Genomic DNA, 12,958 nt, shown 5'->3' on the forward strand with positions numbered 1-12,958 from the left:
TGGAGAAGGGAGGAACTCTGTGCTTCTTCTTAGATATAAAATCTGTAGAGGAGATAAGAATTCCCTTCTCAAAAGTATAGGCTGGACGGTATCGTAGAAAGACCTGAATGGTTCTAATTCTGTATTCACAAGACTAGCCTTACTTTTCATTTTTAATGGTAACGTATGGGGTTATATATGATCAACAACTTTTTGGGCATAGATATATCAAAAGATCGCTTTGATGTTTTTCTCTCATTTATAAGCAAAAAAGGAAAGCGTGAAATTAGAAAAAGAAGCTTTAAGAACGATGATCATGGGTTTCAAAGTCTACTGAATTTTCTACACAAACATAATGTAGAAAAAGTAAAAACCTGCATGGAATCTACTGGTTGTTATAGCGAAGCACTGGCTGAATTTCTACACAATGCTGGACATTTTGTAAGTGTTGTAAATCCTTATTGCATAAAATCTTATGCAAGGAGTAAGCTGATACGACAAAAGAATGATCAGACCGATGCAGAAGTTATTGCTGATTATTGCCAAAGACAGGAACCTTCTAGTTGGACACCACCTTCTCCTGAAATGAAAAAATTAAAACATCTTTATCGTTGCTCAGTTGCGTTAAAAGATGAGTTAACATTAGTAAATAACCACTTAGAAAAAAAAGAGAGACTGCCTAAAGAAGTTGCAAATGCTTGGGAAGACCTTGCAATGAATATAGCTCAAAAAATAGAAACAATAAAAAACTCCGTACGTGAACTATTAAATCAACACAAAGAATTGTTGGAAAATTTTCAACTTCTATTGACTATTCCAGGCATAGGAGAAGAATCAGCAATAGCTATTTTAGCTGAAGTTTCTGATATAGAGGTTTTTAGAGATGCCAGGCAATTGGCAGCATATACAGGAGTTATACCACGAAATATGACGTCAGGTTCCTCTGTATATGCCAAACCCAGATTAAGTAAATCCGGTTCACAAACATTACGTAAGGCACTTTTCTTTCCTGCCATAGTAGCTAAGAATCACAATCCTATCATTATGAGCTTTTGCCAAAGATTAAAGGAAAAGGGTAAGCATAATATGGCCATCGTTGGTGCTGCAATGCGTAAGCTACTCCATATCATTTTCGGTATTCTGACATCCAAAAGTGCTTTTGATCCTAACCATATCAAAAACTACAGGGCTAGGAGGTTGACTGAAGGTTTAGTACTTTAAAATCAAAAATGCTTCCTATCTATCTTATGTAAAGTGGTATCTTACACAAATTTATTGAATGTTGTTGGTTAGTGGATATGTTGATAAGTAAACTTCATCTGTTTTGTGCGTATAAAACTAATTTACTTATCAACATATCCACTAACTATAATCTGTGTACTGTTACATAATTGGAAGTATTTTTTGATTTTATGATGCAACTTGGGAAATTTTTATAATTTTTTTGTTGACTAACAAGACGGTATCTCCTGTCATCCCAGTGCGTGACACTGGGATCTAAATTTTATGAAAAACTATTATATTTATATACTTGCAAGTAGACACAATAAGGCTCTATGTATAGGTGTTACGTCGAATTTAATTAAACGAATTTGGGAGCATAAGAACAAGGTTATTCCCGGTTTTACGTCGAAATATAATGTACAAAAATTAGTTTATTTTGAAGAATTTCAAGACGTAGATTCGGCTCTTAATAGAGAAAAACTTCTAAAAAGTTGGAGAAGGGAATGGAAAATCAATTTAGTTGCAAGAAAAAACCCAAATTGGTATGATTTATATTACGAAATTACTAAGTGAGATCCCAGTGTCACGCACTGGGATGACGAGAGAGGAGACCTGGAATAACAAGAAAGTGCTCCATCTCAATAGCGCAATGTTCATACGATTGTAGATTCATTCGCGGTATCTCATCAGCTAACAAGCAGCGGAATGAAGGTTGTCGGTAAATCTTTTAGCTATAGAAGTTAACTTTGCAGTTAACTTCTACAGCGTTTCAAGGTATAGTTTTTATAATAAAGTGCTCGAATATACATGAAAACCATTTTAGCTGTTGAAACAAGCTGCGATGAAACTGCAGTAGCGATTGTAAATAGTGACAAGCAAGTCCTTGCTCACGAAATTCTCTCCCAAGCAGAACACAAAAAACGCGGTGGGGTGATCCCTGAAATAGCGTCACGTGCTCATATGGAGCATTTAAGTGGTCTAATAAAAAGCGCCGTGGAAAAATCTAACCTTAACTTTTGCGATCTTGATGCAATTGCAGCAACATCAGGACCAGGACTCATAGGTGGATTAATAGTTGGTACAATGATGGCTAAAGCAATTGCGCATGTAGCACAAAAACCGTTCATTGCAGTGAATCACTTAGAAGCGCATGCATTAGTTATTAGGTTACTGCATGAGGTGAAATTTCCATTTTTAGTCCTACTAATATCAGGTGGTCACTGTCAATTTTTAATTGCACAGGATGTAGGTAAATATATTAAACTCGGGGAGACACTTGATGACTCGTTAGGAGAAGCATTTGATAAAGTTGCTAAGATGCTGGGTTTAAGCTATCCCGGAGGGCCATTAATTGAAAAGTTAGCTAAAAAAGGCAATGGTGCAAGATTTAAACTGCCAAGGGCGATGATAAAACGTTCTGGATGTAACTTTTCGTTTTCTGGAATCAAGACAGCAGTAAAAAACTTAGTGCAGAAACTCGAAATGAGCGAGCAAGATGTGTGTGATGTGTGTGCTTCGTTTCAAGAGTGTATTAGTGACATACTGCTGGACAGGGTTAGTAATGCGATTATTATGGCCGAATCTTTAAATATCAAAATCAATGACTTTGTGATTACCGGCGGAGTTGCAGCAAATAATTTTTTGAGAGAAAAACTGAAAGAACACATAAACTTAAACATATTTTTCCCCCCTAATAATCTATGTACAGACAATGCAGTAATGGTTGGATGGGCAGGAATTGAAAGGTTACAGAAGAATTATATAGATCCACTTAATTTTGCACCAAGACCTAAGTGGGAGTTGGAGAGTTATTAAAAGCTCTCAATTCTGAATTATAGCTAAAGTGACTTAGGTTTACCGACGATTTGAAAAACGACAAATTCGTCATTCCGCTACGTGTTAGCGGAATCTACGCCGCGAATGAATCTATAGCTGTACGAACATTGTGATTTGAGAACAATTTCCACAAGGGATGACAGCTACCCTGACAACCGTCATCCCGCTACGTGTTAGCGGGATCTCTTGTTAGCGCCGCGGCGGTATGACGTAGCTCAGCTATAGGCAATGAAGGAAATATTAACTATACTTCTTTTTACCATTGTTTATATTTCCTATTTACATATATTAATATTTTACTCACTTAAAGTAAGCTAACTGCCGTTATTAATATTTTTGTAATAAAAATTGTATATGGTGCATGTAATCAAATTAAGAGGAAGATTGTGGAAATTACGCCATCAATAAAAAAAGAATTGAAGCAAAGTACTCTATATATTTGCCTAGAAAAATGCAAAAGTGCATTTTGGTTTATCTTTTGGTTTAGTGCGGGAATCAATTTATTAATGTTATTTCTACCACTTTATACCTCTCAAGTGCTTGATCGGGTGATATCAAGCGAAAGTGTATCAACACTAACTATGCTGACAATTATCACTTTATCTGCATTTGCATGTTCTGCAATGCTTGAAACTTGTCGATATTTAGCCATGGCAAAAATAGGTGATTGGATCGATAAAACTGCAACACCAGATCTGATAGTAAGGTCAATCAGGCTAACGTCAGTGCAGAGCTCAACTTCAAGTGGTGAAGCAATACGAGATCTCGGGGTAATAAAAAATTTCATTACAGGAAATGGTATATTCTCACTGTTTGATACTCCATGGTCGTTAATTTACCTTGTTGTGATTTTCATGATACACACCTCCACGGGGTTTATAGCTATTGCTGGAATCATTATATTAGTCTCTATGGCAATATGGAATGAACTTGCCACTAAACGAATATTACAAGAAACCAACGAAGAAACTATACGGAATATCAATGCTATAGATGTTGCAACAAGAAATGCAGAAGTAGTTGAAGCTATGGGCATGTCAGAATTCATAGTCTCTGATTGGTGTAAACGAAATGATCAGAATCGAGCAATGCAAATTAAAGCACAAAATCGCTCTAATGTAATTACTGGAATCACTAAGTTTTTGCGCTCAACTCTGCAAATATCAGTAATTGGAACAGGTGCATTACTTGCAATTACAGCTCATAAAACTGCTGGTAGCATCATCGCTGCTTCAATTTTAATGGGTAGAGTATTAGCACCATTTGACGCTGCGGTTCATACTTGGAAGTTTTTAAATCAGGCTAGAATGTCATATGGAAGGCTACAAAGACTTATATTAACATCGCCAAAAAGAGAGCAAACGATGGCTCTACCAGAACCTGAAGGAAAATTGGAATTTGATAGAGTATTTTTTACTCCTTATGGAAGCAATAAACCGACAGTAAAAGGAATATCATTTGTAATAGAACCAGGGGACGTAGTAGGTGTGATTGGTGCAAGTGCTTCTGGTAAATCCACTATCGCAAAATTAACTGTTGGTGTATGGAAGCCAATATCTGGTGTAGTCAGACTAGATGGCGCTGATGTATATACTTGGAATCGAGAAAATTTTGGTAATTATGTTGGCTACTTACCTCAAGATATTGAGTTATTTAACACTAGTGTCAAAGCTAATATTGCTCGCATGAGACCAGATCCAAATCCTGAAGAAATAATCAAAGCAGCAAAAATTGCAGGAATACATGAACTAATACTAAGCTTACCAAATGGATATGATACAACAATAGGAGGTCCTGGAGGAGTAACGCTCTCTGGCGGCCAAAAACAGCTTCTTGGACTTGCCAGAGCTTTTTATGGTCACACAAAACTTTTAGTACTTGATGAACCAAACGCTAACTTAGATAGCAATGGAGAGGCATGCTTAATTAATGCAATTGGCATTGCAAGAAAGCAAAATACTACTACTGTTATCATCACTCACAAGCTACCGTTATTGTCCGTAGTTGATAAGGTGATCCTCATGTCAGATGGTGTCATTTACGCTATGGGACCAAAAGATGAGATTTTGAGCAAATTAGTTGCTCCATCATCAAATACCACAGAAGATGAGCGCTCTTCAGCAAATGGTTAGTTTACTTACACTAAATTCTGTATCTGAAATAACAACTGTTCCAGTATTACTAGAAATGTTTACCATTAGAAATAATATTACAAGAATAGTAAATAGATTAATAACTCCTATTAATTAAAGTTAATCGGCAGATAGTGTATATTTCTAATTAATGAGTTTTCTTAGTTTATTAATTAAATAGCTTAATATCAGTAGTGATTTTATAAAAAAATTATAATATAAATAATGTTGCTGCGAAAATTTATAACAATATTTCCCTCTAACGTTTAATGAATTTCAATAAATTGCCTTTTTAATTCTAGATAAGTATATGCTCTGTTAATATGTTTAGTTCAAAATCCAAAAGTAAGTTTATGCTTTCTATTGGAGAAGAAGGCATAATGTTACTATATTTTAAAAATAATACTTTAAATAAAAGGTATTTTGTTAAGGGCAAAAACGATAAAGCAGTTTCCGATTTAATTTCATGTCTTTCATCAGACAAAAAAGCACCTTTATACCTGGTGCTTAATCATGCAGATCAAAATTACTCGCTACAGTTTATTACAAGGGCAAACAAGATTAGTGCCTATCTATCAGCAAAAACAAAGATGGAGCATTTTTCTCGTAATAATGACATAAGTTCAGTTTTTTTGGTTGAGAAGCCAAACAAATTCAATCAAAACTGGTGCTATCTTCTTGTTTCATCAAAAGCAAAGCATTTAGTAGAATATTGGTTGAATGTGTTTATTGAGATAGGCTCCAACTTTAAGGGAATATTAATGTTTCCTATAGAAATAAGTAATATAACAAAAAAGATTCTACATAAAGATCCTAATAATTGGAAAATTATAGTTGCTGCAACTAAAACGGGAGGCTATAGACAAGTGGTTCTTAAAGAGAATAAAATGATATTTACGCGTTTAGTACCATTTACTAATGATAATTTACCAGGAATTATTGCTGGTGGAATATATCAGGAAGTGCAAGATACTATTCGATCCTTAACTAAGTTTGGGTTTGAAAAAAATAACCCTATCGACCTTTGCATCATAGTGTCAGAAGATATTAAAGCTAGTTTATCAGTCATAAATTTTTCAGAGAACAGTGTGAACATATTAACTCCATATGAGTTAGGCAAACTATTAGGAGCAGAACTAGCTATAAGTGAAAAAGATAACTTTTGCGATACCATAATTTTGTTTCACAGCTTTAAGAATAAATTAGCAGCTATTTTTAATACAAAGGAAACTAAAGAATTTTATCTATTCAATTATCTTTATTTAAACTCTCCTCAAATTTTTCTATACTTCGCTTTGGTTTTAGTTGTAATTAACGCCCTTTGTTTGCTAAATTTGTATTCAAACTTCAGTGTCGCTGATAATTTATCCGCAAAGCAGAGCACCTTAAATAACCAATTAACAAAACTTAGCCAAAGCTATAATGTAAAAAAAATAGATGAAGTTTATGATTTTATTAATATCAATAATATTTTATCAAAAATAGAATACTCTCCTCTTACACAAGTTAAATATGTAGAAAAGTTAAAAGTACCAGGTATAGAGCTTCGATCATTTGAATGGAATTATAATGAGGCAAAAAGTTATATTACCACAACTTTAAGGTTTAATTTTCGATCCGGTAAAAATATTTCCTATCAATACGAGAAACTACGAAAAAATTTAAACGATAATTTTCGTACCTATGACATTAATATTTCTAACTTACCTGCTGCTAAAGGGCAAAATCTATCTATTGATGTTGAAATAGGAGAGGCAATGTAGATTAATGACTATCTCTCAATTAAAAAGAAAAGCTACAATTCAGTTTATATCGTGTTTGTTATTATCTGTTGGATTAATAGGGTTATTAACATATGTTGTTATCTATAACGAAAAGGTTTATAATAAAAACCAAATTGCGATTGATAAAATACGTTCTATTAATTTACAGATTACTGGAATTCAAAAAAAGGAAGTTGTTCTAAATAAAAACCTAGATTTATGGAAAAAAATTTCTTCTTCAAATTTACACAGTAGCAGATACATTGCAAATTTAAATTTCGAGCTTAGCAGGTTATATAAAAAGTACTATATATTAGAACCTGAAATATCAATTTCTATACCCGAAGAAGTTGAGCTCCACAACAAAAGTGAACGCACAAAAGTAATAAAAAGTGAAGTGGTCCTAAATTTAAGTTCAATAAGCGATAAGCATATTTTTTTATTTCTACAGTCTATTCCAAATCTGCCCGGTTATGTTATGATCAAATCTCTTATTTTAAACAAGCAGAGAAATATTGATGCTGCAACTATGAATCAAATTTTGAATGGTAATATGATAGAGATAGTGAGAGTTAATATAGTCTTTGATTGGTATACTATATTAAGTAGATAAGGTGATGAACATAAAGCTGTTTTTTATTTTTACGCTACTCATTTCCAATGTTAATGCATATTGCAGTTGTGAAGATATCATAGAAAGCATAGAAATTTGTAAGGAGTATTCTTGCCGACAATATATTGGCAATGAAGATTTTATTGAGCATAAAATATTAGGATTAAATAGTGGAAATTTATGCGTATATATAGAAAAACAAGGTGATGATGAAATGGTTTGTCATCATTCTCAGTATGGAATGATGATAGAAAAAAGATATTTTGAAAGTATTCTTAAAGTTGGCAATCAAGAAATCGATGATTTTATTGATATAGCAAATTTGCGTGCAAAAGAGTGTTTCTTTATTAACAATCAAAAACTAAGCTATACAGATCGGGACGATATAATAAGAGAAGCAGTGGAAAGTGACTTTGACGTTTTGTCACAATATAGTAACGTAAAAAGCATTTTTTTTGATGAAGAGCCAGTTAATAGAATGGTCAATGAAATGGAAAAGTTCAATTTACGGTCTTCAAGAGCTGCAAAAGAGGAGGTATCAGATAATTTCAACTGTAAGGTAGTGAGTTTAGACTCAATTTTATATCTTTCTTCCGATACATGGAAAATATGGGTAAATGGAAAGCTGTTTATAAATACTAAGGACTTAAAGGTGCACTCAGTCACTGAAAATTGTGTGACTTTTGTATGGGACGTAGATCAAAAAGCAATAAAAAAGCATGCGAATGATTCTCAAAATGTATATCTTGGACATGGGAGTGTTATGTTTACGCTTTATCCAAAACAAAAATTTGACTTGGATAGCTTATCTATTAAATAATTTAGTATATAGCCAAAGTGACTTAGGTTTACCGACAATTTGAAAAACCGTCATCCCGCTGCTCGTTAGCGGGATCTCAACATAGATACCGCGGGTGGGTAGCTATATATGCGCTTGTAGCTCAGTTGGATAGAGCGTTGCCCTCCGGAGGCAAAGGCCGTGGGTTCGAATCCCTCCAAGCGCACTTTTAATTAAATTTGACAATAGTACTTTCACATAAGATAATAAAGAGATTTATTTAGAGCATAATTATGTCTGGTGGTACCATAAACAAAGTCATATTAGTTGGTAATTTAGGAAAAGATCCTGAAATTAGGACTACACAAAATGGAAAAGAGATGGCAAGTTTTTCAATAGCCACGTCTGAAAGTTGGACTGACAAACTTTCCGGTATGCGCTCTGAAAAGACAGAATGGCATAATATTGTAATTTTTAGTGAAGGATTAGTAAAAATCGTCAAAGATTTTGCACGCAAAGGCAGTAAAGTTTATGTTGAAGGTTCTTTGAGAACTAGAAAATGGACTGACCAAAACGGCAGTGAAAGATACACAACAGAGGTGGTTCTATATAATTTTAATAGCGCTCTTACTCTCTTGGATTCGCGACCAAATTCCGATTACAAGCCAAGTGAATACAAGCAAAATGAAACAGAACAAAAAAATAAGCACGAAAGTTTTGACAACGATATAAAAGATGAACTAATCGACGATGAAATACCATTTTAACAATTTAAATTGAAATTTACATTTTTATGGACTGCTTGTGTTACTCCTTTTAATTGCAATGGGGATGACATAGATTACCGCAGTTTGCAGCGTTTACTTACAATACAAGCTGAAGCTGAAAATGGCGTAGTTTTACTGGGTAGTACAGGTGAAGGCCTATCGCTTACTGATTCTGAAAAGCGTACATTAGTTGAATTTGTATGTAAGCTAAAATTAAATACGAAAATTATAATTGGTGTACCAGGAGTGAATCTATATCAAACTCTTGAATGGCTTGATTTTTGCAAGGGTATGCCTATTCATGGCTATCTAATGACAACTCCCATTTATGCAAAGCCCGGAATTATGGGGCAGACTTTATGGTTTGAAAAGCTGCTTGAGAAAGCACATGTGCCGGCTATGTTTTACAATATTCCATCGAGAGCGGGAGTGAGTCTTCACGCTGAAACTGTACGCAACTTATCCAGCCACGAAAAATTTTGGGCTATCAAAGATTCAAGTGGCACCGTTGATACTTTAGCTCAGTATAAGAAAGTTGCTCCAAATATTGAGGTCTTTTGCGGAGATGATAATATGATATCCGATATGGCCGCTTATGGTGCGGCTGGTCTGGTTTCCGTTGCTTCCAATGTTTGGCCACATGTAGCACATGAATATGTTAAGCAATGCCTACTGTCATTCCAGCACGTAACTAGAAAAAAAACAACTCCTCAAATGACAGGAAATGACATGAAAAGTTCAACAGATATCTGGCAACAAGCTTGCAAAGCTCTATTTATTGCCAGCAACCCAATACCCACTAAAGCACTTTTGCATGATATTGGTCTTATAGAACATCAAACTGTCCGCCTACCACTCAGCACAGAAGACTTGCCTTCTGTTGAGATATTAAGGCAAGCCAATAAAATGATTCTTGGATGGAAAGAACTGACTAATTAGTAGGACAAGGATTACAACCTTTATCAGCACCATCAGCTTTCACACCGCTGTCAACCAAGCCACTTGGTGGTGTTGGTGGAGAAGAAGAGCGTTCAGTTATTGCACTAAAAAGTGACATAATAACTTTGCATGCTACTGCAGCTAAGACGGCTATAGCTAGGGGCGATTCAAGGCCAAGGGCAGCTAAACCTGCTCCAACTCCAAAAGAAACAACAGCCACTGCTATAAGAGGTAAAACACACTTACTCAATTTATCAAACAATTCAGCTTTTTCATTTATCTTTTTTTGGTCATATATATTACCGTATATTTTATCGAGAGAGCTTCTATCTATAAGCAATAAAATGCCAACAAGCGTACACGCAACTAGCGGGAGCATAGAGCCAATCATCCCCCCTACAATAAGAGGTGATAAACTAGAACGATACATAGTAAGAGCTATGGTACTAGCTATAAGCCCTATAGACCCTATGGTTATTGCTGCATATGATGCAAACTTTTTTTGATCAGGCATGATAATCCTCTTCATTGATGTAATCCTTCATTATTGCATAATGTTGCAACCAATGTCAATTATATAACTGAGGCTTTTTAATTGACTTTGAGCGCACTTTAGTCTATACAATTTTAATATCTTAAGCTATAAGACATGTCAGATCTATAGCTAAAGTGGATTAGGTTTACCGATAATTTGAAAAACAAAAATTCGTCATTCCGCTACTTGTTAGCGGAATCTATGCTGAGATACTGCGAATAAATCGCGGTATGATGTGTTGCTTGGGTCAGCTATAGGACCTGTACCAGCACCATGACCTTACCCAGAAAAAATGGAGAGAAAGAAAGGAGTTTTTTTGTGGTAATCCAATCAATCCAATTAACAGCTTGCTCATTATAGTCTTGCAACTTTGATTTAATATACAATCCAAGTGTCATTTGAACACTCCCGAACTTATCACTTTATGCCACTGGTCTTCATCTAAAATTTCTACACCTAATTCCACTGCCTTTTTATATTTGGATCCTGGTTTTTCTCCTGCAATTAGGTAGTCAGTTTTAGCAGAAAGATGTGAGCTGACCTTTGCTCCTAGAGTTTTGGCTCTTACTTTTGCCTCTCCTCTACTCATAGCAAGTAGCTTACCAGTAAACACTATAATTTTATTATTTAAAACAGAGTCACTAGAGTTGGAGCTCACAGGAAGAATTTGAAGACAAGCAGTAAGATCATTTAACATTTTGATGTTATGTTCCTTAGAAAAAAATGATTCCAAAGATTCAGCCCCTTTTTTTCCTATGCCGTCTATACCGACTAGCTCAGTATTATCTGATGACAGTTCAATCATCGAATTATACCAATTATCATAAGAAACATAATAATCTGCAAGCAATTCTGCTGCAACTTGGCCAATAAATCTAATACCTAAAGAAAATATAAACCTATCTAGAGTTATTACCCTTCTGCTTTGTATAGAATTTAACAAATTAGCTATAGATTTCTCGCCCCAGCCAGACTGTCCTTCCAGATTAAATTCATCCAATTTTTCTTCTAAAGTAAAAATATCATGGATTTGTTTTATCAGATCAAGGTCGTAAAAAAACTCTATCTGCTTATCACCAAGGCCAACAATGTCAAATGCATCTTTCGATACAAAATGCTTTAGTTTTTCTATTATTTGAGCTTTACAGGCAAATTCCTCAGGACATCTTACTGCCGCCTCTCCCTCAACCTGAAGTACTTTACTACCACATTCAGTGCATACTCCAGGAAACACAAACTCAGGTGTATTTGGAAGACGAGAATCTCTGTTCACTTCAATGATCTGGGGAATTACATCTCCTGCCCTTTTGATTGTTACAATATCTCCCTCTCTTATGTCTTTACGTTTTATCTCATCTTGGTTATGCAGACTTGCTCTACTAACTAGCACCCCACCAATATTGACTGGCACTAAATCTGCAACTGGAGTTAAAACCCCTGTTCTGCCCACCTGTATAAATATCTTATTTAACTTTGTTTTTGCATAAACCGCAGAAAACTTGTATGCAAGTGCTGAGCGCGGTGCTTTGTGAGTATTCCCTAGACGATTTTGTAGTACCAAATCATTTACTTTATAGACTATTCCATCAATATCATAATCCAAGTTATAGCGACAATTATAGACCTCGTTATAGAACTTCAGCATTCCATCCAAACTACTCGTTAAGGACTGATGCTCATTTACGCAAAAACCAAGTGCCTCAAGCTTATTTAGTATTTCACTTTGACTTTTCTCTGCTCCACCAATCAAAGAATAAGCAAAATATCTAAGTGGTCTACTTGCTGTAATTTTTGCATCCAATTGCTTTAGAGAACCAGCAGCTGCATTTCGAGGATTGGCAAATTCATCGTTTTCATTTAACTTTAAAAAGTCGCTGTTACTGATGTATATTTCACCTCTTACTTCTAGTCTTCCTTGCACACCTTGCAAAAACTTAGGAAAGCCTTTTATTGTTGCAACATTGTGAGTGACATCTTCCCCTACAAAACCGTCACCTCGAGTTGCAGCTTTAACAAATCTTCCATCCTCATAAATTGCAGAAAACGACAACCCATCAATTTTGGGCTCACATAATATCTCTATTTTGTCTTCAATTAAAAATCTCTTTATTTTAGACAAAAATTTCTCTACACCTTGTTCATCATAAGCATTCTCAAGAGAAAGCATAGGTTCTTGATGTTCCACCTTAGAAAACCTCTCATCAGGTGGAGCACCAACACTATCTTGTGTTGCATAAATTTCTGGAAATTGTGCCTCTATTTCAGCTAACTTTTTCTTCAGTTCATCATATTCAGCATCACTTATTTCTGGCTTATTTTTTTGGTGATACAAAACATTATGATAATTTATTTGATCTTGCAGTTTTTCTCTCATCTTTTCTAAGTTAGTCAT

General features: G+C 34.9%; 12 protein-coding genes and 1 tRNA gene. 11 read left to right on the forward strand and 2 right to left on the reverse strand.

All coding sequences use genetic code 11. The features are described 5' to 3' along the window. The first annotated feature begins 177 nt into the window (after positions 1-177). The 11 genes from OOK84_RS05610 to dapA all read left to right on the forward strand — a co-directional run bounded on the left by OOK84_RS05610 (position 178) and on the right by dapA (position 10,031). A complete protein-coding gene (locus tag OOK84_RS05610; RefSeq protein WP_264731025.1) occupies positions 178-1,200 on the forward strand; it encodes an IS110 family RNA-guided transposase in 1,023 nt (340 codons plus the stop codon). Positions 1,201-1,485: 285 nt separating this feature from the next. Next, positions 1,486-1,776 (forward strand): GIY-YIG nuclease family protein, encoded by a 291-nt coding sequence (locus OOK84_RS05615; protein ID WP_264731504.1) that lies wholly within the window; start codon positions 1,486-1,488, stop codon positions 1,774-1,776. Between the two features lie 234 nt (positions 1,777-2,010). Further along, positions 2,011-3,018 (forward strand): tRNA (adenosine(37)-N6)-threonylcarbamoyltransferase complex transferase subunit TsaD, encoded by a 1,008-nt coding sequence (tsaD, locus tag OOK84_RS05620; RefSeq protein ID WP_264731506.1) that lies wholly within the window; start codon positions 2,011-2,013, stop codon positions 3,016-3,018. Positions 3,019-3,425: 407 nt separating this feature from the next. After that, positions 3,426-5,171 carry a type I secretion system permease/ATPase gene (locus tag OOK84_RS05625; protein ID WP_264731508.1) on the forward strand — a complete coding sequence of 582 codons (1,746 nt, stop codon included), beginning with the start codon at positions 3,426-3,428 and terminating at the stop codon, positions 5,169-5,171. Beyond that, positions 5,164-5,289 (forward strand): hypothetical protein, encoded by a 126-nt coding sequence (locus OOK84_RS05630; RefSeq protein WP_264687919.1) that lies wholly within the window; start codon positions 5,164-5,166, stop codon positions 5,287-5,289. Before OOK84_RS05625 ends, OOK84_RS05630 begins: the two co-directional genes overlap by 8 nt. A 205-nt stretch (positions 5,290-5,494) precedes the next feature. After that, positions 5,495-6,934 (forward strand): hypothetical protein, encoded by a 1,440-nt coding sequence (locus OOK84_RS05635; RefSeq protein ID WP_264731510.1) that lies wholly within the window; start codon positions 5,495-5,497, stop codon positions 6,932-6,934. Positions 6,935-6,938: 4 nt separating this feature from the next. Continuing rightward, positions 6,939-7,547: a hypothetical protein gene (locus OOK84_RS05640; protein ID WP_253309205.1), complete on the forward strand. Its 609-nt coding sequence runs from the start codon at positions 6,939-6,941 to the stop codon at positions 7,545-7,547. A gap of 4 nt (positions 7,548-7,551) precedes the next feature. Further along, complete coding sequence (locus OOK84_RS05645; protein ID WP_264732586.1) at positions 7,552-8,367, forward strand: hypothetical protein; 816 nt, start codon at positions 7,552-7,554, stop codon at positions 8,365-8,367. A gap of 110 nt (positions 8,368-8,477) precedes the next feature. Further along, positions 8,478-8,551 (forward strand) — tRNA-Arg (locus OOK84_RS05650). 67 nt (positions 8,552-8,618) lie between these two features. Beyond that, on the forward strand, positions 8,619-9,092 hold the full coding sequence (ssb, locus tag OOK84_RS05655; protein ID WP_096616007.1) for a single-stranded DNA-binding protein: 474 nt from the start codon (positions 8,619-8,621) through the stop codon (positions 9,090-9,092). Positions 9,093-9,101: 9 nt separating this feature from the next. Beyond that, on the forward strand, positions 9,102-10,031 hold the full coding sequence (gene dapA, locus OOK84_RS05660) for a 4-hydroxy-tetrahydrodipicolinate synthase (RefSeq protein WP_264731512.1): 930 nt from the start codon (positions 9,102-9,104) through the stop codon (positions 10,029-10,031). Here the strand turns inward: dapA and OOK84_RS05665 are convergent. Together OOK84_RS05665 and ligA are read right to left on the reverse strand one after the other, a co-directional pair. Further along, on the reverse strand, positions 10,024-10,545 hold the full coding sequence (locus tag OOK84_RS05665) for a hypothetical protein (RefSeq protein ID WP_264731514.1): 522 nt from the start codon (positions 10,543-10,545) through the stop codon (positions 10,024-10,026). The genes dapA and OOK84_RS05665 overlap by 8 nt on opposite strands. A 415-nt stretch (positions 10,546-10,960) precedes the next feature. Then, positions 10,961-12,958 carry an NAD-dependent DNA ligase LigA gene (gene ligA, locus OOK84_RS05670; RefSeq protein ID WP_264731516.1) on the reverse strand — a complete coding sequence of 666 codons (1,998 nt, stop codon included), beginning with the start codon at positions 12,956-12,958 and terminating at the stop codon, positions 10,961-10,963.

This window comes from Wolbachia endosymbiont (group A) of Sphaerophoria taeniata, assembly GCF_947250735.1.
GTDB lineage: Bacteria > Pseudomonadota > Alphaproteobacteria > Rickettsiales > Anaplasmataceae > Wolbachia.

What these genes read in the sequence shown, in the direction of transcription:
- OOK84_RS05665 (WP_264731514.1), bottom strand. Translation starts at nt 10,545, where the DNA reads ATGCCTGATCAAAAAAAGTTTGCATCATATGCAGCAATAACCATAGGG.
- OOK84_RS05630 (WP_264687919.1), top strand. Translation starts at nt 5,164, where the DNA reads ATGGTTAGTTTACTTACACTAAATTCTGTATCTGAAATAACAACTGTT.
- ssb (WP_096616007.1), top strand. Translation starts at nt 8,619, where the DNA reads ATGTCTGGTGGTACCATAAACAAAGTCATATTAGTTGGTAATTTAGGA.
- tsaD (WP_264731506.1), top strand. Translation starts at nt 2,011, where the DNA reads ATGAAAACCATTTTAGCTGTTGAAACAAGCTGCGATGAAACTGCAGTA.
- ligA (WP_264731516.1), bottom strand. Translation starts at nt 12,958, where the DNA reads ATGACTAACTTAGAAAAGATGAGAGAAAAACTGCAAGATCAAATAAAT.
- OOK84_RS05610 (WP_264731025.1), top strand. Translation starts at nt 178, where the DNA reads ATGATCAACAACTTTTTGGGCATAGATATATCAAAAGATCGCTTTGAT.
- OOK84_RS05645 (WP_264732586.1), top strand. Translation starts at nt 7,552, where the DNA reads ATGAACATAAAGCTGTTTTTTATTTTTACGCTACTCATTTCCAATGTT.
- OOK84_RS05640 (WP_253309205.1), top strand. Translation starts at nt 6,939, where the DNA reads ATGACTATCTCTCAATTAAAAAGAAAAGCTACAATTCAGTTTATATCG.
- OOK84_RS05635 (WP_264731510.1), top strand. Translation starts at nt 5,495, where the DNA reads ATGTTTAGTTCAAAATCCAAAAGTAAGTTTATGCTTTCTATTGGAGAA.
- OOK84_RS05615 (WP_264731504.1), top strand. Translation starts at nt 1,486, where the DNA reads ATGAAAAACTATTATATTTATATACTTGCAAGTAGACACAATAAGGCT.